General features: G+C 35.1%; 17 protein-coding genes, 1 tRNA gene and 3 pseudogenes. 10 read left to right on the top strand and 11 right to left on the bottom strand.

The window, feature by feature from the left end; genetic code table 11:
• The first annotated feature begins 99 nt into the window (after positions 1-99).
• The 3 genes and pseudogenes from OM966_RS05140 to OM966_RS05120 form a co-directional block, all read left to right on the top strand.
• Complete coding sequence (locus OM966_RS05140) at positions 100-465, top strand: hypothetical protein (protein ID WP_096641498.1); 366 nt, start codon at positions 100-102, stop codon at positions 463-465.
• A gap of 128 nt (positions 466-593) precedes the next feature.
• A pseudogene (locus tag OM966_RS07580) lies at positions 594-1,670 on the top strand (IS3 family transposase).
• 42 nt (positions 1,671-1,712) lie between these two features.
• Positions 1,713-1,955: pseudogene (locus OM966_RS05120) on the top strand (transposase); the annotation flags it as partial.
• A gap of 166 nt (positions 1,956-2,121) precedes the next feature.
• Here the strand turns inward: OM966_RS05120 and OM966_RS05115 are convergent.
• Positions 2,122-2,403 carry a hypothetical protein gene (locus tag OM966_RS05115; RefSeq protein WP_264329084.1) on the bottom strand — a complete coding sequence of 94 codons (282 nt, stop codon included), beginning with the start codon at positions 2,401-2,403 and terminating at the stop codon, positions 2,122-2,124.
• 19 nt (positions 2,404-2,422) lie between these two features.
• On the bottom strand, positions 2,423-3,220 hold the full coding sequence (locus OM966_RS05110) for a hypothetical protein (RefSeq protein ID WP_264329083.1): 798 nt from the start codon (positions 3,218-3,220) through the stop codon (positions 2,423-2,425).
• Positions 3,221-3,600: 380 nt separating this feature from the next.
• On the opposite strand from OM966_RS05110, the gene OM966_RS05105 reads away from it, so the two are divergent.
• Positions 3,601-4,386 carry an enoyl-ACP reductase FabI gene (locus OM966_RS05105; RefSeq protein ID WP_264329082.1) on the top strand — a complete coding sequence of 262 codons (786 nt, stop codon included), beginning with the start codon at positions 3,601-3,603 and terminating at the stop codon, positions 4,384-4,386.
• Here the strand turns inward: OM966_RS05105 and secD are convergent.
• Complete coding sequence (secD, locus tag OM966_RS05100; RefSeq protein WP_264329384.1) at positions 4,383-5,900, bottom strand: protein translocase subunit SecD; 1,518 nt, start codon at positions 5,898-5,900, stop codon at positions 4,383-4,385. The genes OM966_RS05105 and secD overlap by 4 nt on opposite strands.
• Before the next feature lie 1,034 nt (positions 5,901-6,934).
• On the opposite strand from secD, the gene hemC reads away from it, so the two are divergent.
• The 3 genes from hemC (at position 6,935) to OM966_RS05085 (ending at position 9,306) form a co-directional block, all read left to right on the top strand.
• Positions 6,935-7,813 carry a hydroxymethylbilane synthase gene (hemC, locus tag OM966_RS05095; protein WP_264329081.1) on the top strand — a complete coding sequence of 293 codons (879 nt, stop codon included), beginning with the start codon at positions 6,935-6,937 and terminating at the stop codon, positions 7,811-7,813.
• Positions 7,804-8,691: a UDP-N-acetylmuramate dehydrogenase gene (gene murB / locus OM966_RS05090; protein ID WP_264329080.1), complete on the top strand. Its 888-nt coding sequence runs from the start codon at positions 7,804-7,806 to the stop codon at positions 8,689-8,691. Before hemC ends, murB begins: the two co-directional genes overlap by 10 nt.
• A 375-nt stretch (positions 8,692-9,066) precedes the next feature.
• Positions 9,067-9,306, top strand: a complete 240-nt coding sequence (locus OM966_RS05085; RefSeq protein WP_264329079.1) for a hypothetical protein — start codon at positions 9,067-9,069, stop codon at positions 9,304-9,306.
• A 423-nt stretch (positions 9,307-9,729) separates the two neighbouring features.
• Here the strand turns inward: OM966_RS05085 and OM966_RS05080 are convergent, their stop codons facing one another.
• The 4 genes from OM966_RS05080 to OM966_RS05065 form a co-directional block, all read right to left on the bottom strand.
• A complete protein-coding gene (locus tag OM966_RS05080) occupies positions 9,730-10,488 on the bottom strand; it encodes a cell division protein FtsQ/DivIB (RefSeq protein WP_264329078.1) in 759 nt (252 codons plus the stop codon).
• Positions 10,469-11,488, bottom strand: a complete 1,020-nt coding sequence (locus OM966_RS05075; RefSeq protein WP_264329077.1) for a D-alanine--D-alanine ligase — start codon at positions 11,486-11,488, stop codon at positions 10,469-10,471. Before OM966_RS05075 ends, OM966_RS05080 begins: the two co-directional genes overlap by 20 nt.
• Positions 11,489-11,620: 132 nt before the next feature.
• Positions 11,621-12,001 (bottom strand): hypothetical protein, encoded by a 381-nt coding sequence (locus tag OM966_RS05070; RefSeq protein WP_264329076.1) that lies wholly within the window; start codon positions 11,999-12,001, stop codon positions 11,621-11,623.
• A 298-nt stretch (positions 12,002-12,299) separates the two neighbouring features.
• Positions 12,300-12,674: a ferredoxin family protein gene (locus tag OM966_RS05065; RefSeq protein ID WP_096617230.1), complete on the bottom strand. Its 375-nt coding sequence runs from the start codon at positions 12,672-12,674 to the stop codon at positions 12,300-12,302.
• Between the two features lie 61 nt (positions 12,675-12,735).
• Here OM966_RS05065 and dprA point away from each other — a divergent pair.
• A pseudogene (dprA, locus tag OM966_RS05060) lies at positions 12,736-13,824 on the top strand (DNA-processing protein DprA).
• A 352-nt stretch (positions 13,825-14,176) separates the two neighbouring features.
• On the opposite strand, the gene OM966_RS05055 reads toward dprA, so the two are convergent.
• Positions 14,177-14,902, bottom strand: coding sequence for a triosephosphate isomerase (locus tag OM966_RS05055; protein WP_264329075.1), 726 nt, complete (start codon positions 14,900-14,902; stop codon positions 14,177-14,179).
• 24 nt (positions 14,903-14,926) lie between these two features.
• Positions 14,927-14,999, bottom strand: a tRNA-Thr gene (locus tag OM966_RS05050).
• Positions 15,000-15,077: 78 nt separating this feature from the next.
• On the opposite strand from OM966_RS05050, the gene rsmA reads away from it, so the two are divergent.
• Both rsmA and guaB read left to right on the top strand, forming a co-directional pair.
• Positions 15,078-15,896 (top strand): 16S rRNA (adenine(1518)-N(6)/adenine(1519)-N(6))-dimethyltransferase RsmA, encoded by an 819-nt coding sequence (rsmA, locus tag OM966_RS05045; protein WP_264329383.1) that lies wholly within the window; start codon positions 15,078-15,080, stop codon positions 15,894-15,896.
• A 31-nt stretch (positions 15,897-15,927) separates the two neighbouring features.
• Complete coding sequence (guaB, locus tag OM966_RS05040; RefSeq protein ID WP_264329074.1) at positions 15,928-17,421, top strand: IMP dehydrogenase; 1,494 nt, start codon at positions 15,928-15,930, stop codon at positions 17,419-17,421.
• A gap of 10 nt (positions 17,422-17,431) precedes the next feature.
• On the opposite strand, the gene fsa is transcribed toward guaB, so the two are convergent.
• Both fsa and OM966_RS05025 read right to left on the bottom strand, forming a co-directional pair.
• Positions 17,432-18,073, bottom strand: a complete 642-nt coding sequence (fsa, locus tag OM966_RS05035; RefSeq protein WP_264329073.1) for a fructose-6-phosphate aldolase — start codon at positions 18,071-18,073, stop codon at positions 17,432-17,434.
• Positions 18,074-18,387: 314 nt separating this feature from the next.
• Positions 18,388-18,732, bottom strand: coding sequence for a F0F1 ATP synthase subunit epsilon (locus OM966_RS05025; RefSeq protein ID WP_006279902.1), 345 nt, complete (start codon positions 18,730-18,732; stop codon positions 18,388-18,390).
• Between the last annotated feature and the right edge of the window lie 11 nt (positions 18,733-18,743).

The raw sequence follows: 18,743 nt of genomic DNA, 5'->3' as shown, positions 1-18,743 counted from the left end.
GTTTAAAAAGTATTAATGCAATTGTGATAGGTATTTTGTATTGTTTTTAATTTAAAAACGATATATAATAAAGAATACGTGTTTTTAGGTAGACATATTATGATAGACAAAGGACAAGAAGATGAATTTATGAAGCAGTATATGGATACTTGCAAAGAACAAATAGAAAAATTAGCCAAGGATCCTGAATTGCTTAATCAGACTTTAAAACCATTTATGCAAATGTCCCAGCAGCTTATGGCTGGCGGTATGTTAGAAGGGGCTATGCCTGGCATGGTACCTGATTTGGGTAGTATGGATGTTAACAAGATGATTGCTCAGATGAAGGAAATGATTGACTACATAAGAGGTAACTATAAGGAACTAATGAAAGAGCATAGCTCGCAGATTCAAGAGCTTGATGAATCCAGTAAAAAGCTAAGAGGCTTAGTTAAAAAATTGATAGAAAAGATCGAAAGTAAATAAACAATATCTAACGCAAGTCTCTTCTGTAATTCTATGCACAGCTGCATAAGTGTCTAGTGACCTTACCCAGAAAAAGTAGAGAGAAAGTTAAGATGTTTTTGGAGTAAAATAAAACGTTTTTTCAAAATATGGCAAATAGAAGGGAATATACAGCAGGATTCAAATTAGAAGCTGTTAAGCTGGTTAAAGAAACAGAAGTACAAAAATAGCAAAAGATCTAGGCATAGATGGCAGTATGTTAAGTAAATGGGTAAGAAAATATGATGGAAAAATGTCAGAAGCATACGCATTTCCAGACAAAGGCTCCTTATGACAAAGAAAGATTTGATCTAAAAAAAGAACTAGCAAGAGTAACAAGAGAAAGAGACATTAAAAAAAAAGCCCTGACCAAACAAAAAGAGTAAAGTATTCTTTTATATAGAAATTGCTATAAAATACAGGAACTATGTAGGGTTTTGAATGTATCTGCTAGTTGCCACTATAAGTGGACTACAAGGAAAATAAGCAGTAGAGAATCAGCAAATAAAAGCAGATGTTCAAAAAAAGCATCCAAATGCAGATCCCTAAAATTCACGCTGAATTAAAAGCTTTAGGCAAAAATTATAACATCAAAACAGTACAAAGTGTTATGCAAGAAAATGGCATTAAAGCCAAACTTAGACGAAGGTTCAAAAATAAAAAACAGCAAATAAGCAACCGAGTTGTGGCTCCGAACACATTGGATCAAAAATTCACCACTGATCAGCCAAATAAAGTTTGGGTAAACGATATTACTTATATAAAAACTAAGGAAGGTTGTTGGCAGCAATAATTGACCTATATTCACGTATGGTAGTTGGCTGGTCAATGAGTAGCTCAATAAATAAACAATTGGTTATTGACTCTTTATTGATGGCCGTTAATAAGCGCAAACCCGATAAAAATCTGCTGTTACATAGCGATCAAGGTTCACAGTATACCTCTCAAAATTACCAATTTCTATTGAATACAAAAAACATCATTTCCAGCATGAGCCATAAGGGATGTTGTTACGATAACTCTGTTGCAGAAAAGTTCACTCAAAAGGGAGCTGCTTATTGATACTTCTCGCTCAACAAACCAGAACTGCCATATTTGAATACATAGAAATCTTTTATAACAAACAACGTAGGCATTCTACTATTAATTATTGCATTCCTGCACAATTTGATGCATCATTCTCATGACAAAAACGTCTTAACTTTCTCTCCACTTTTTCTGGGTAAGGTCAGTCTGAAAGAACGAGAAAATTAATAGAAAGTGTTGGATGTAAAGTTTTATTTTTGCCGCCATACTCGCCTGATTTAAATCCAATTGAGAAGTTCTGGTTTGCCATCAAGCATGCCATAAAAAAAAAGCGCTGCCAAGCTTTTGGCCCGATATCAATTCGGCTATTGATTTTAGCACTCGGGAAAACCTTACTTAGGTTAGCTATATACAGCATATTTATAAGTATAATAAGATTATATTAAAATTTACTTACTTATTGATATGCTTAATTAGGTATAGACAAAATGTCATATGAGATGGCTTTGTTAGCTGCTTTAGGTGGTGATAAATGGATAGTCAAGCAAAATTACGTTTGTAACTTTGCTTGACTTGTCCGTTTTTTTTATGTCTTTGTTACAATCATAACCTCTAGCTCTGAATTACACCCCTTGCTGTATTAGATGGAGGTAGAGCAGAATTAAAATTACTGCTTGGTAATGCTAAAAGTTCTTCTGAAAGATCTAGATACAATCCTGGCTGCTTAGGTTCTTGCCATGGTGGTGCCGAAGGTTCTCCCTTATAATTCATCTCACAATTGCCAGAAAGATTTATTAAACCGCCTACTTCTGTTTCTTCTTGTTCTAATTTCTTCACATCTTCAGTATTAGTTGCTTTATCTACATATTTTGGTCCTTCTATAAAGTCTTGCATTTCTTTTGCAAAACTTTGCTCATAGTGCCTCTCTATTAAGTAAGCTACACCTGCTATTATAAGTGCTAACGTTGCAACAACCAAAAATGGAGCTTGTATACATAAGAGCCTCTAAATAACTACCAACTCCACCTTCAATTACAAACAATGCTATCAATGGAGCACTCAATAAAGACGTTGCGAAAACAGCAGAAGTACAAAGTGCATGCTCTACTATTTTATTATAATGCTTTATTTTCTTTATTTTACTGTTAAGGCTTTGATATATTTCGTGAATGTTAGTGTTGTTAGTATAGTCTTCTAGTTCTTTTGAAATCTCAGCCTTTAATTTTGCAACCTCATTTTCTAGTATAGAATAGTATTTTTGCTTCAATTGATCACTCAATACTGATTTACCGTCACTAAGAACATTTAAAATGTCTTGTTTGCATACCTCAATTTTTTTAGAAATTTTAGAATTGTTTTGTAGCTCCGCTTCTTGTATATCTTGATCCATTTTGGCCTGTAATTTTGTACTGATCTCATCAAAATCTTTGGATAAATTTCTATGAGCAAGGTATTTTAATATAATAGGTAAAGCTAGTGCATTTCCTCTATAAAGCGAAGACAAAAGCTGCAAAGCGAAAGAATTAGGTATTGCTTCTCTTGGTAGAGTTAAAGTTTCATCGTATCCATGTTCGATAACTAACTTTACTGAAGAATCTTTGAATCCTTTTCGATCATCTATATGAAATACCCTTTCAGCAAAGAAGTTTTCTAATTCCTCAAAAGGACAACAGTTTTTCTCTAATTTTACTTTTATAATACTGCTTAACATTGCAACCTCACTAATTATTTTATGCACACAATTTAACACTATTTTAATTACTTATCAAAAGAGTGTAATTATTAACTATAATATTTAATTAATAAGGCTTTGTTTTTTTTAATAAGAAGCAATCTAAGATAGACGGCTGCTATAGCTAAAGTGGCTTAGGTTTACCTACAATTTGAAAAACCGTCATTCCGCTACTCGTTAGCGTAATCTATCCGCGGCGGTATGACGTAGGGAAACCTTTCTTGGGTTAGCTATAGAAACTCTCATCGCTGCCTTTTTGTTAACAGTGGTATTAGACTTCAAGTTACTGCAAAAAATGTTTTAAAACATAATTGACTTTATCTAGTTAATACTCCAAATTATAAAAAACAGATAGTTCTATGACAACAAGTCTATTACAAGGCAAAAAGGGGTTAATAACTGGAATAACAAATAAGAGATCGATAGCATGCGGTATAGCAAAAGCTCTCTCAGAGCACGGGGCAGAACTTGCAATCACCTATCAGAATGAAATAATAAAAGAAAAACTATCACCAATAGCAGATGAATTAAATGTGGAGCTAATATTACACTGTGACGTTTCAAATGAAAAAATCATAGATAACGCTTTTGAAATAATAGAGAAAAAATGGGGTACTCTTGACTTTTTGGTGCATGCAATAGCATTCTCCGATAAAAATGAGTTAGATGGTAAATATGTCAATACTTCACTGAATAACTTCCTCAATGCAATGCATATATCGTGCTATTCTTTCACTGCTTTAGCGCAAAGAGCTGAAAAAATGATGTCAGGTGGTGGTGGTTTACTTACTTTATCTTATTATGGCGCTGAAAAAGTTATGCCAAATTATAACGTTATGGGTTTATGTAAAGCAGCACTTGAAGCAAGTGTAAAATATATAGCATGTGATCTCGGGCCACAAAATATCAGAGTAAATGCAATTTCCGCTGGTCCAATCAGAACTTTAGCATCTTCTGGAATAAGCGATTTTCACTTCATATCAGAATGGAATAGAAATAATTCTCCGCTTAGACGCAATGTTACAATAGAGGATGTTGGCAAGACAGCGTTATACTTATTAAGCGACTTAAGTAGTGGCACTACTGGAGAAATTTTGCACGTCGATTCAGGATATAACGTTGTGGGAATGAAGGTGGTTGACTAACAAAGCACTAGTTCCTTCGGGTTCATACACAACTCTATCAGGAGTTTTGTGACTGTGATTGCAGAAAACATCGAACATAAAATTCCTATTGATAAAGTGACAGAAAAGCCTCTAATTGCTCCGCTGCCAATAATGAACATTATTCCTGCAGCAATGAGTGTTGTGATATTTGAATCCAGTATTGTCTTTATAGCGTTTTTAAACCCTTCTTCAATAGCACGTTCCACTCTCTTGCCAGATTTGATTTCCTCGCGAATTCGCTCAAATATTAAAACATTTGCATCCACCGCCATACCGACAGTGAGTGCAATACCTGCAATTCCAGGTAAAGTTAGAGTTGCTTCAAGCAGAGTGAGAATTGATAATATAAGAATTACATTAGAAAAAAGCGCAACAGAAGCTAATATACCTAATTTGCCGTAAGTGATAATTATAAATAAAGCCACGGCTATAATAGAGATTGTTGCTGCCATTTCCCCTGCCTTTATTGATTCTTCTCCAAGGCTTGGGCCAATGTTTTTTTCTTCAATTATTTTAAGTGGTGCTAGCAGTGCTCCAGATTTAAAAAGTATTGCAAGTTCGCTTGCTTGTTTTTCAGTGAAATTACCGCTAATTTCTCCCTCTCCATTTAAAATTGGCTCACGTATTGTAGGTACTGTTAAGACTGTGTTATCCAGAACAATTGCAAAAGGTTTTCCCACATTTTCTTTAGTGATTTTCGCGAATCTTTTACTCGCTATGCTGTCAAATTTAAAATGCACTGTTGGTTTACCTAAGTGACCAAATCTAACTGATGCGTTAACCAGCGAATCGCCACCTATTTCAGTTTTGCGGAATATTGGATAAGAATTACCTAAAGAATCCTTGAGCATGACAGTAGTTTCGTGATCTATATCCTGCACCTTGGCTATGTTAGTGTTTGCCAAATGAAAAGCTAGTTTAGCAGTTTTGCCAAGCAGAGATTTTATCTGCTTGGTGTCTTCTACTCCAGGCACCTGCACTAATATTTTATTCTGCCCTTGTTTTTGAACGCTGACTTCCTTTGTGCCAAGTTTGTCCAAACGGCGCTGGACATTGTTTATTGATTCTGCAGCTACTTCACTGATCAAAGAATTTTTATAATGGGGTTTATACGAAATGAGAATTGAAGAATCTTTTCTATTTAGCTCTAAATTTGGATTTATCGCATTAATCAACACAGATGCTTTTTTATAATCATCAATATTATTTAAAGTTACAATTACTTGTTCGCTATTTTGTACGTTAGATTCAATATTTTTTGTTAGCAATGTCTCTTTTATCTCACCTGCTAGCATGCTTAGCTTTTCCTTAAAATAGAAGTCTAAGTCTATGTTTAGAAGCAAAGATGCCCCTCCTTTCAGGTCAAGGCCTAAGTTTATTCTTTTTTTCGAAATAAAAAGCTTATTATCAAAGAAATTTGGCAGTGTTATGTATAAAGCAAGTAAACAGATGCATAACACTGAAAAAGATTTGACTATAAGCCTGTTGTACATAAGTTGTAGGTTTAAAATTGCAGTGTAAGTTAAAAATAGATTTTTGTAAAATTCTCTGTTGCCTAAATAACCTATGGTGTCATCCAAGTAGCTATAGAAACGAAAAACTTCCTTGGCACCCTTCGCCAGCCCCCTTATCATAACAGTGAAGCTATTTATTTATCTTCGCAATCTCTGAAGTGGATTAATGACAAAAAACTTAATGTATTTGGCGTAAATCATGCTTAATTTTTGCACTATGTGCACCTCATGTCTTTATAAAACTTCTAGGTTTCTACCTATATAAGCTGAAACGCGCTTATAAAGCGTTTAAGACAGTAAAAGACGTCAAATAGACAAGGGAGAATTTGAATACTAGCTACCCTAGGGTTTCTTTGCCTTTTTTTCCGCTCAGTAAATTTCTTAACGTTTATAATTTAGATTAATCGCATTTAAAAGCGGCTGAATCGTAGCGTTTAGAATAAAAAACGCTAATATCTTGAAGTACATATAAATAACTAGTCACCAACGGGGTTTCTTTTGCCTTTTTTTCGTTTGGTAAATTTCTTAATATTTATGGCTTAGGTTAGTTACAAATTAAGAGGAATATTCACGGAAATGGTGTCATTCCAGTGCTTGACACTGGAATGACACCATTTTGGATGGAAACCAGTGTCGGCTACTTGGATGACACCCTATGGTTGTTGAGACTGCGTTTACACACTCCACCATGTCATTCCAGCGCGTGACACACAGCTGTACGAACATTGCAATATGGAACATAGTAAACGATGTCATTCAAGTAGCTGACATTGAAATCCAGTAAGCTTATTTATGCATATAAAAGGTTATTATTTTGTAAAGGCAAAGTTGCTTTTGGTTTTAAGTTAAAGTACAATAAATGCAAAGACTCATATGATTAATTAAACTGGATCCAAGTAGTCAGCTACTCGGATGACATCAGAGAGATGGTAACCGAAGTTCATGCGATACACGCTACCAAAGTGTTTAAATAATTAATTAGGTTAAGGTTTGGTATTCAAACAGTCATACATATGCTAGTCAAAATAGGTACCAGAGGAAGCAAGCTTGCAGTTGCCCAGGCTTTGGAAGCAAAACAAAAGTTGCTGGACTCTTTTCCTAACTTATCTATTGAAATTGTTAAGATAAAAACTTCTGGAGATAAGTACGCAAACGCAAATCTTGCTGAAATAGGAGGTAAAGGATTATTCATTAAAGAAATTGAGGCTGAATTGCTCGAAAATAATATAGATATGGCAGTTCATTCGCTAAAGGATGTGCCTGCGTTTTTCTCAGGGGGTTTAACAATTCCTTGTGTTTTAGAAAGGCTAAGTCCATGCGATGCGTTTATTTCTCATAAACACAATAGCCTTGAGTCTTTGCCACAGCAGGCTACTATTGCCACTTCTTCAATAAGAAGAAAAGTTCAGTTGTTAAATATTAGACCAGATCTAAATATAATATCGCTACGTGGAAATGTAACAACTAGATTGCAAAATCAAAGTTTTGATGGAATAATTCTAGCTGAAGCAGGACTCATAAGATTAGAAAAGAATCACTTAATTACAGAGGTATTGCCACCAAAAGTTATGTTAAGTGCAGTGGGACAGGGAGCGATTTGTATTCAATGTAGAAGGAATGATGTAAAAATTATCGATCTTGTAGAGAAAATTAATAATAATATGTCTTTTATAAGAGTGAAATCAGAGCGCAGTTTTATGAAGACAGTGAATGGTTCATGTTTTACACCACTTGCAGCTTTGGCTGAATATGTGAACGAAAATATGCTACACCTTTGTTGTATGTTAGCAAGTGGAAAAAATATATACTTCACTGAGCGCACTTCATTTATAGAAGATGCGGAGAAAATGGGTATGGATGCAGGACTAGAGTTGAAATCAAAATGCTTATAAGCTTACCTAAAGTACGTGGAATCTATCGTTATGACATCTTAATGTCTAAAGCGACGTGGTTAAACGTCGGTGGACGAGCTGATGTGTTATTTAAACCATGTGATATTGAAGATTTAACATACTTGATTAAAAATACTGAACTGCCAGTTAGCGTTATTGGTGCAACATCCAACATAATAGTACGAGATAGTGGCATTCGAGGAATAACAATAAAATTAGGTAAGGAGTTTGCATATATTAAAAGTAAGGGTAACAACTCCATTGTTGCAGGTGGTGCTGCGCTGCTCAGGAACCTTGCTTACTTTGCAGGAGAGCAACAAATTAGTGGACTCGAGTTTCTAGTTGGAATTCCAGGAACAATTGGTGGCGGAATAGAAATGAATGCAGGTGCGTATGGTAGTGACATCGCAAGCGTTGTACAATCCATAAAAGCAGTGAACCTAGAGGATGGAAACCTATATGAGTTCTCCAGCAAAGAAATGGGATATTTTTATCGTGGACATAGCTTAAAAGGAAATTGGATTTTTGTTGAAGCTGAGTTTAAAGGAGTAAACTCAGAGCATGAGCTTATATTGCAAAGGTTAAAAGAAATTGTTGAGAAAAAAAATAAAAGCCAGCCAATAAGAGGAAAAACTGCTGGGTGCATATTCAAAAATCCAAAAAACTACCAAGCATGGGAGTTAATTGATAAATCTGGCTGCCTAGGGTTAAATATTGGTGGAGCTAGAATCTCTAAGAAACATTGTAACTTCTTGCTCAATTACGATAATGCAACTGCATCTGACTTGGAAAACCTTGGCAACAGAGTAAAAGATGCAGTGAAGGATAAATTTAATGTTGAACTTGAGTGGGAAATAAGGGTTTTGGGTGGCTATTAAACAGTTTTTATAGCTGCTGTATATTCGTTCAGGAGAACGGCAAATAAGGTAGACAAGTAATCTATAGCTAACTGAAAAAAGGTTTCCCCAGAAGGGATAAAAAGGTATAAAATGGCTTTAGATAAGGTAGAATGATGCCAAGGCCATTAAAAGACGATCCTTCATGCACTGCTTATTTGGCTTTCCACCTTTTGCCTTTTTCTTAGTCTCTTCCTCTATTAAAATTTGAATTACTTTTTTAAATGTTTTTTTTTACTCCTGTTAACCTACGAAATTCCTCTTCATCAAGCTTGTTTATTTGTTCAAATTTCATACCTTCACTAATATATTACCTTCCTTATAGTACTCCTTTTCTTTAGTTATGCAAGAAGTCTAATGAAGGAACGCTTAAAAGGGATAGAAGAAGAGAAAAAAAAGGTAGTTGACCAAAAGGCAGTAGAAAAGGGAATGAATCTTATTATAAATAGAATAAAGAGTCTTTATTCTAGTGTAAAATCGAACTTGGAACAGCTAGATTGGCGAACTAAACGTGGTATTATTAAAGCATTAATAGAACAAATTAACATTGGTCGTGATCAGGTAGAAGTAGCATTTCGGATCGAAGAACCAGCGTAGGATGGAGAAATTTTTAATTTGCAACATTGTACCGAACGTCATAAAATTGAAGCTATTTTATTTAACCTCGCAATCTCTGCAACAGATTAAAATGACAAGAAAACTCGTATTTGGCGTACTATTGTTTAATTTTTTGCACTATGTGCATCGTATGTCTTTATAAAATTTCTAGGTTTTTACCTACATAAGCTGAGTCGCGGTTATTAAGTGTTTAAAACATAAAAAAAACGCCAATGTTTTAAAATAGATATTAACCGGGGCTTCTTTTGCCTTTTTTTCCATTTGGTAAGTTTCTTAATGTTTGCAGCTAAACGACAACCGTCACCCCGCTGCTTGTTAGCGGCTAAGAGATACCGCGGCGGTATGATGGTTCGCGGCAGCATGACGATAAGCTCGTCATCCCGCTACTTGGATGACAGCAGATCACCTCTTCACAAAAATTTTATCAGTAATACGCATATCAATAATACTCCAATCGCTGAAAGTAAAATCAGTTTTATTGTGTAAGTGGTTTAAATAGTCCCATGCACTAGAAGGGTTATCTTCAGGCAGTTTCACTGTGGAATCGTTATCAAGTATGATATTCCATCTTCTATTCCCTATATAAGCAAAAGAAGAAATGTGGTCACTTAATTGAGTTTTACTCTCTAACACATCTCTAACAAATTCTAGGTTTGATAACGAGTTTTGTCCTGTAATTACAACAAGATCATCTACTGGATAGTCATCTACGATCACTTTGCCTTCGAAATCAATTACCGAGGTTTTGTTATTATCTTTCCAGAGAGCAAACGGTTTATGCTCATCTATATTAATATGTAGGGTATTGGGCAAAATTCTGTGAACTCTTACGTATTTTATCCATCTGCTTACGGATTGTATGTTACCGGCAAGTTTTGAAAGTGATATATACAGGATAGGTTGCGTTCTATCTGTCAAACTTAGAATATCCTTTTTGTTTGTAAATTTATTGCCGCTCACGACTACTTCGTCGATTGAAAATCCACTACTGAGTAATAAACTAGATAGGCAGTCATTATACCAAGTAAAGTAGTAATTAAATCGATTTATTATTTTATCAAGTGAGCTGTAGAGAATTAGCGTAAGAAAAAGTGCTGTGATAATAACCAAGGCACACTTACGCAAAAAACTCCTTTGGCTTCTAGTAATACTGCTCAACATGACTTAAATCCCTAATATTTTTGTGCTGCAAACTATCTTCAATAATAATTTTAACTAATTCATTAAAATTGATTCCTTTTGCCAATTTTGCAATTTCTGGCACTAACGATAACTCAGTAAAGCCAGGATGTGTATTAATCTCAAGCATTTTTAAAGTGCTATTTTTGGGATTATAACGGAAATCTGAGCGGGAAATAGTTTTACAGCCTAAAAATTGATGAATTTTCAGTGCGTGTTCCAAGGTCATTTTATATATATTGTCAGGAATTTCAGCAGGAAATATATGTTCTGCAAATCTACCTGTATACTTTGCTTCATAATCATAGAATTTATTTTTTGGTCGTATTTCCATAGTGCCAATTGCTTCATCTAGCAATACAGCAGTATGTAACTCTATTCCTGGGACATATTCTTCTATGATCATCAAGTCTCTTGTCATAGAGGTAGCTGACACTGGTTCTTTTTTCTGGATTCCAGTGTCAGCTACTTGAATGACATCAAGTATGATAGCGTCATTTTTAAATTTTAAATGGTCTTCATATGAGGAAACAATATGCACTCCGATGCTAGAACCTTCGTTAATTGGTTTTAAGACGTACGGATAATCGATTTTAATATTATTTTTTAGTAGATCTTCTTGGCTAATTACATAACCTTTTGGAGTGTCGATACTAAGGGATCGAAATATATGCTTTGACATCACTTTATTCATAGCAACAGCAGAAGCCATAACTCCTGAGTGTGTATATTTTATACCTAAGATTTCCAATAAACCTTGAATGCAACCATCTTCACCATAAGGTCCATGCAGAGCGATAAAAGTAAGGCCCGGATTAATTTTTTTAAGCTTTTCAGCAATGTTGCTGTCAACATCTATTTCTATTGCATTATATGAAAGGCTATCAAGTGCCTTCTTTACTGCTTTTCCGCTCATAAGCGACACTTCTCTCTCGCAAGAAAATCCACCACTTAAAATTGCTATAGTTGGAATCATGAGCATTCTATATAATTTTTATGCTAACGTCTGCATTTTAAGTTATAATATGGACTTACGCACATATTTTCTATATAAATTATACCTACTCTACCATGTCTTTTAGACTGCGTACAGGTTTTCATACATGTTAAATCCTTAAAAGTTAAAATTTACTCCCACTTCCGGCCCATGAAGGTAACCACGACTTAACAGACCTCTCTCTAAGTAATAGCCAACAGAAAGACTTGCTTTTGGAGAAATTGGAAAGTCAACACCAGAACTTATCCGGTATGCAAGATTATAATCAGAAAAGCCTGAAGATAATATTCTAAGATTAGCATTGATGTATGGAGCAATACCTATATCTTTAATATCATAATGGTAGCGTAAACCCGACAAAATTCCTATTCTCGTTTCTCCTGCTGCTAGACTTGAAAATGAAAATATAGGCCCAATTGAAACTTGGGTGCTGTTTGTATAGTGATAGCCAAGAGCATAAGCAAAGCTTAAAAATCTGGTGCTGCCATGTGTTGTCACAGTATAAAGATTTTATCTTCTTCAATAGAATCAACTCCAAAACACGCCCCTGACAAAGAAATAGCAGGTAACATAGCTATTAAGGTGAGCAATTTTTTCATTTCTTCCTCTCAAATATTGGTACGTGTATGTATACATATATAAATGTTAAGAATAATACAACAACACAGAACACGGTAGTGATAAAGAAGTTGTAATTTAGCAGTAAGTATTATTAATAACTTAAATAATACAGCCACTTTCAGCAACCAAAAACAACAACCCTGAAATACAAAAAGTTTCTTTTCCTTCAGTAGCATTATTCTAAATTTTCATCAAAATAAGTTGTTTTATCCTTTTTTTCCTTATACTCTTCTGCAGTATAGAGAGGTTGCTTTTTAGCTGTGATATTTGGCCATTTTTGTGAGTATTCTACATTTATATCGTAAAATAACTTGAAAGTTTTTTGTTCGCTGCTCAGCAACTCTTCATCTAGTTCTAAAATATCTTTTATGGAATCATCAGTTACAATTGCATCTACTGGACACTCAGGTATGCACACTCCGCAATCAATACATTCATCTGGGTTAATCACGAGCATGTTTTTACCTTCATAGAAGCAGTCAACGGGACATACTTCCACACAGTCCGTATATTTACATTTTATGCATTTATCTGTAACAAAATGCGTCATAAAACACTGTATATTTGTATTATCTTGGGTACACTAAATTGATAAGAAATTCAAGCCTTTTATGAAGATAAATAAATTGAACAACAAAGAATTAGAAGTATGGTTAAGCTTGGCTAGCACTATAGGACCAATAAAGTTTTTTAGTATACTAAGAACACATGGATCGCTAGATGAGGTGCTAAAATATCTCAATAGGGTGGCTAATAATAAGGTGTATGGCATTCAAGATGCACGAGAAGAAATCAATAATGCAGAAAGAATTGGAGCTAAAATTATACCCGCATGTGACCCAGATTACCCTGATCTTTTAAGAAATATCTCTAGTTGTCCTCCTATAATAACTGCGTTTGGTAATATATCATTATTAAGCCGTGAGATAATTGCAATAATCGGTGGGCGCAACTCTTCGATGAATGGAAGAAATTTTGCCAGTAAACTAGCACTTGATTTAAGCGAAGCTGGTTTTGTTATCGTTTCTGGACTTGCAAAAGGAATCGATACCGCAGCAAACAGTGTAATATACAAAAATCATCCCACTATTGCTGTTACAGCAAGCGGAATTGATGTGGTGTATCCAAAAGAGAATTTTGATCTATACAAAAAAATCACTGGGAACGGTGGTTTAGTAATTACTGAGCTTCCATTTGCTACTAAACCAAAGCCTCAGTATTTTCCTCAAAGGAATCGAATTATATCTGGTCTATCGCTGGGTGTTGTAGTGATTGAAGCATCGAAACATTCTGGCTCTCTAATAACAGCAGATTTTGCTTTAAATCAAGGGAGAGAGGTATTTGCAGTTTCTGGTTTCCCTTTAGATTCACGCTGTAGTGGTAGTAATTATTTAATTAAAAACGGTGCTAAGCTTATCGAGTCCGCTGATGACATAATAGAGAGTATTAGGTTTAGTTTACCTCTGCAGCAAAAAAACCTATTTAATGTTGAGCACTAAGCTGTTAACCAAAAACAAGAAAAATTACAACAGGCAAAATCTGTTATAGTTGATCATATTAACTCTGTACCTGTTGATATAGATGAACTTATATTAGCAAGCGGACTTTCTGCCAACATAGCTCTAATGGCTCTTTTAGAACTAGAGTTGGAAAACAAAATAGAGCGTTCACCGGGGAATAAAATATCGTTAATTTTCTAGATTACTTTAGCTATAAGCCCACAACCGTACGAACATTGTGATTTGAATCCACCAAGAAAGATGTCATTCCAGCGCGTGACGCTGGAATCCAGCCTTTATTATGCAGCCACTTGGTTGAAATTAAGTCTTCTAGATCCAAGTAGTCTGGGCACTGGGATGACACCGTCTTGGATGGAAATCAGTGTCAGCTACTTAGATGACATCACCTTTGTATGGGAACCAGTGTCACTCTGACAACCTTCATCTCGCTACGTGTTAGCGGATACCGTGACGTTATGACGAGGGAGTACGCGTTAGCGGAATCTGCTGAGACGCCCGTGATAGCCCTATTCCTATAGTGAGTAATTCCCTTTTATCTACTTTTAGAATTGATAAGAGAAAACTTTTTTTCAACTTGTTGTATGATTTTATAAAAGTGATCGAAATCTAAGCTTGCACTGCCAATTAAAACTCCTGATAAATTTGAAATATTTAACAAATTTTCTATATTTTCTGAACTGACTGAACCACCATATGTAATGTGTTTTTTACCAGTACACAATTTTATTACCTCTATCACCTCAGCAATTGCATCATTATTTGGCACATGACCTGTGCCTATTGCCCATATTGGCTCATATGCTACGGTATATTCACCGTGTGTTGGCAAACGGTTTTTGCATTGATATTCTATTACTTCTTTTGTTTTTTCATTCTTATAATCTTCTGAATTTTCACCTACACAGATAATTGGGTGTAAGCCTGATTCTATTGCTATTTCCGACTTAAGTTTTATTTCACTATCTTTTTCATTGGCCCTTTCAGAATGCCCAAGTATTACGTAAGTACACCCTAGTTCTTTTAACATTTCTGCACTAATTTCACCTGTGTAAGAACCGAATTTTTTATGATGGCAATTCTGTGCTCCTATATTAATATTATTGTTCAACTCTATACTGCTTGGAAATGATGTAAAAGGAGGGCAAATTACTAATTTAGAGGTAATTTCGTTGCTCTTGTTGTTAAGTTTGCCTATAAAGTCAACAAATGAAGAACGCATTCCATTCATTTTCCAATTTGCTACTATTAAAAAGGACATCAACTTTACTTATATGGGCGAGAGTGCCGGCTGTCGGACTTGAACTGACAACCTACTGATTACAAGTCAGTTGCTCTACCAATTGAGCTAAGCCGGCGTTAAACACATTAATAATATACAATTATCAATGGATTTTAGTCAACTGATTTTTAAAATACTGTATAATGAAAATAATATGAGAAAATTTTTACTGAAGCCAAAAAAGAGTCTAGGGCAAAATTTTATTTTATCGAGTGAGATAACAAAAAAAATCGTCGCTTTAGCCGGTAGTCTAGAGAATTTTAATGTCATTGAAATTGGTCCTGGATATGGTGCATTAACAAGAGAAATATTGGTGCATAATCCAAAGTCTCTACTTTCTATAGAAAAAGATAGAGATTTAGTAAAACACCATGACCAACTGCTAAATGAGCATCAAGGAAAGTATAGAATTATAGAAGCGGGTGCACTGCATGTTATAGAAGAAGAGCTGATAGAGCGCCCAGTCAAAGTTATTGCTAACTTGCCTTACAATATCTCGGCAGTGTTATTTTTAAAGTGGTTAAATAATATAAAATTTTTTACGAACTTGACATTAATGTTTCAAAAAGAGGTAGCAGATCGCATTACGGCAAGACCCAATTCTAAAGATTATGGTTCCTTATCAGTGCTAAGCCAGTTACTATGTGATATAAAAAAGGAATTTGATATTGAACCTAAAGAGTTTTTTCCAAGACCAAAAATACATTCTTCAGTAATTACAGTAAATCTTTTGCCTACCCCAAAGTTTGCAGTAAATTTGGAAACCTTAACAAGATTAACACGTGCCGTTTTTGCTCAAAGAAGAAAGATGCTGAGAAATAGCTTGCAAAATATAACGAACCACGCTGAAACTGTCCTTGAAAACGCTAAATTGAGTGGAAACGAACGTCCAGAAAACTTAACTATTGAGCAGTTTTGTTTGCTGGCAAATAATGTAGAATGCTCATTTTGCAAAAGCCCTATTGCAATTTAATTAATTGGCATATAAGCTTTAAATAAAGCCTATGAAAAAAATGGAAGCTTGTTATTCGTTTGACGATATACTTCTTTTGCCAGCCTATTCTAATATATTGCCTTGCGATGCAGATACAAAAACTTATTTAACAAATAATATAGAACTAAATATCCCTCTCATATCCTCTGCAATGGATACTGTTACTGAATCGGGCTTTGCAATAGCTATTGCCCAACATGGAGGGATAGGTTGCATACATAAGAATTTATCAATAGATGAACAAGTTTTAGAAGTAAGAAGGGTGAAAAAATATGAAAGTTGGATCGTGTATAACCCAATTACGATTTCACCGGATAAAACAGTTGCGGAAGCAATTTCATTAATGAGAGAGCACAATTATTCTGGCATTCCTGTAGTCGATCAACGCAAGTTAGTTGGAATTTTAACTAACCGAGATGTAAGGTTTATTGAAGACCAGAACATGAATGTAAAAGTTTCCGAAGTGATGACAAAAGATAAGTTAGTGACAGTGCGGGAGCAGGGAGTGAATAGTGCCTCAGCAATGAAATTGTTGCATGAAAATAGAATAGAAAAGCTTTTGGTCGTAGATGAAAATTCTTGTTGTATAGGTTTAATTACGGTTAAAGACATTGAAAAATACAATAGATACCCAAATTCATGTAAAGACAGTAAAGGGCGGCTCAGAGTTGCCGCTGCAATTGGCACTGGTAAAAAAGATGGTATAGAAAGATGTGAAGCTTTGATTGGAGAAGAAGTTGATGTAGTTGTTGTGGATACTGCTCACGGTCATTCCGAAAACGTTATCAATACCATTAGGAAAATAAAAAAGATGTATCCTAATACGCAATTAATTGGCGGAAACATTGCAACAAAGGAGGCTGCTGAAGCGTTGATTGATGCGGGTGTTGATGCAGTGAAGGTCGGAATAGGACCAGGATCAATCTGTACAACCAGAATAGTTACAGGTGTTGGTGTGCCACAATTCTCTGCAATCAAGAATGTTGCAGAGGCGTGTAGAGCAAGAAACGTCAGACTAATTGCTGATGGTGGGGTAAAATACTCAGGAGATGTTGCAAAAGCTATTGCAGCTGGTGCTGACTCTGTGATGATTGGTTCGATTTTTGCTGGCACTGACGAAAGCCCAGGTGAGATTATCATGTATAAGGGCAGAGCATATAAAGGCTATCGAGGAATGGGATCTATTAGTGCAATGAAACGAGGTTCAGCTAGCCGTTATTTTCAAGATAAAGATTCAAAACTAAAATTAGTTCCACAAGGAGTGGAAGGAAGAGTTCCATTCAAAGGTCCAGCTTCAGGAGTAATCCATCAGTTGATTGGCGGATTGCAAGCTGCAATGGGGTATACTGGTAATAGGAATATAGAAGAGATGAAAAAAAATTGTAAATTTGTTACTATTACTGCATCAGGATTAAGAGAGAGTCATGCTCATGATATAGTCATTACACAAGAAGCTCCAAATTACGCTTATCAAGCGTCCAATTTGTCAACCGATTCAGAGTAGTGACCGTTTATTATTTTGCACCCCAGTCTTTTTCAAATATTGCTAGCCCTTGGTCAGTAAGTGGGTGATTAATTAATTGTCTAAGTACTTTTGCTGGCACAGTAATTGAATCAGCACCAAGCCTTGCAGCTTCTATTAAATGTGCTGGGCTTCTCACTGATGCAACAAGAACTTTAGTATCAAAACCGTAATTAGAATATATAGTACATATATCTTCTATTAGCGATAAGCCATCATAGCTTATATCATCAAGGCGACCAACAAAGGGAGAAATAAAACAAGCACCGGCCTTAGCGGCAAGCAGTGCTTGTCCAGGAGAAAAACATAATGTGATGTTAACAGGTATTTTATGCTCTGTCCACAACTTTTTACAAGAAATTAATCCTTCATATGTAAGGGGCAATTTTACCACAACATTATCAGCGATTTTCGCTAACTTAAGGCCTTCTTTAACCATATCTGCATGATTATTTGCAACAACTTCAACACTAACAGGCCCCTTGATAATAGAGCATATTTCACGCACTAAATCCTCGTATTTATCTTTACGCCCGGACTTTGCTATTAAAGAAGGATTAGTTGTTATGCCGTCAATGAACTCCTTTAGTTCTTTAATTTCATTTAAATCAACGCTATCAAGAAAAATTTCCATATTAATCTCCCATAAAAAAAATACCCTTGCAAAATCTTGTCATCCAAACGCCCTCCTTTGTCATCCAAGTAGCTGACACTGGGATCCATCTTTTTTTATTATGAACATTATATGCTCCTAGAATCTATTACCCATTGCATAATTTACAAATATTTTTACACCTAGATCCCAGTGTCACGCACTGGGATGACAAAGATGAATACTGGAATGACAGGGAAGAGAATACTGAATGACAGAAAAAAAAGCACTTGGATGACAAAAGTTGGGCTACTTGGATGACAAGAAAGTGATAACCGACTTTTTGCCTAAAATAACTAAGAAAGAAATTTCTCATCAAGATAACTTAAATATATACTAATTCTCTTATTTTTAAACGATTTCTCATCATGAATTGCACGATCAAAAACCTGAATTTGACTTGTTATAATGCTACAATTATTATTTGCAACTTCTAATACGCCACTATCAATTACAACCTTCTTTTCTGTTTGGTTACTCATTTTAACAGTAATCATACCAGGCAATAAATAAATTAAGTAAGGAGCATGGTGAGCTAAAATCATAAGCTCCCCTTCGAGCCCAGTTACTGAAAGAGAAACCACTCCACTGAATGAAATTTGATCATCAGGAGAGAAAAATTGCACTTTAAAAGTATTCATAATCTTTAACT

The sequence above is a fragment of the Wolbachia endosymbiont (group A) of Andrena hattorfiana genome, from assembly GCF_947179565.1.
Taxonomy (GTDB): domain Bacteria; phylum Pseudomonadota; class Alphaproteobacteria; order Rickettsiales; family Anaplasmataceae; genus Wolbachia.
This window is presented reverse-complemented; position numbering and strand designations above follow the sequence as displayed.

Coding starts and splice junctions, on each gene's coding strand:
- OM966_RS05140 (WP_096641498.1), top strand. CDS start 100: ATGATAGACAAAGGACAAGAAGATGAATTTATGAAGCAGTATATGGAT.
- secD (WP_264329384.1), bottom strand. CDS start 5,900: ATGTACAACAGGCTTATAGTCAAATCTTTTTCAGTGTTATGCATCTGT.
- fsa (WP_264329073.1), bottom strand. CDS start 18,073: ATGGAAATTTTTCTTGATAGCGTTGATTTAAATGAAATTAAAGAACTA.
- OM966_RS05065 (WP_096617230.1), bottom strand. CDS start 12,674: ATGACGCATTTTGTTACAGATAAATGCATAAAATGTAAATATACGGAC.
- OM966_RS05110 (WP_264329083.1), bottom strand. CDS start 3,220: ATGTTAAGCAGTATTATAAAAGTAAAATTAGAGAAAAACTGTTGTCCT.
- OM966_RS05105 (WP_264329082.1), top strand. CDS start 3,601: ATGACAACAAGTCTATTACAAGGCAAAAAGGGGTTAATAACTGGAATA.
- OM966_RS05080 (WP_264329078.1), bottom strand. CDS start 10,488: ATGTTGAGCAGTATTACTAGAAGCCAAAGGAGTTTTTTGCGTAAGTGT.
- OM966_RS05085 (WP_264329079.1), top strand. CDS start 9,067: ATGAAGGAACGCTTAAAAGGGATAGAAGAAGAGAAAAAAAAGGTAGTT.
- guaB (WP_264329074.1), top strand. CDS start 15,928: ATGAAAAAAATGGAAGCTTGTTATTCGTTTGACGATATACTTCTTTTG.
- hemC (WP_264329081.1), top strand. CDS start 6,935: ATGCTAGTCAAAATAGGTACCAGAGGAAGCAAGCTTGCAGTTGCCCAG.
- OM966_RS05075 (WP_264329077.1), bottom strand. CDS start 11,488: ATGCTCATGATTCCAACTATAGCAATTTTAAGTGGTGGATTTTCTTGC.
- OM966_RS05115 (WP_264329084.1), bottom strand. CDS start 2,403: ATGCAAGACTTTATAGAAGGACCAAAATATGTAGATAAAGCAACTAAT.
- rsmA (WP_264329383.1), top strand. CDS start 15,078: ATGAGAAAATTTTTACTGAAGCCAAAAAAGAGTCTAGGGCAAAATTTT.
- OM966_RS05055 (WP_264329075.1), bottom strand. CDS start 14,902: ATGTCCTTTTTAATAGTAGCAAATTGGAAAATGAATGGAATGCGTTCT.
- OM966_RS05025 (WP_006279902.1), bottom strand. CDS start 18,732: ATGAATACTTTTAAAGTGCAATTTTTCTCTCCTGATGATCAAATTTCA.
- murB (WP_264329080.1), top strand. CDS start 7,804: ATGCTTATAAGCTTACCTAAAGTACGTGGAATCTATCGTTATGACATC.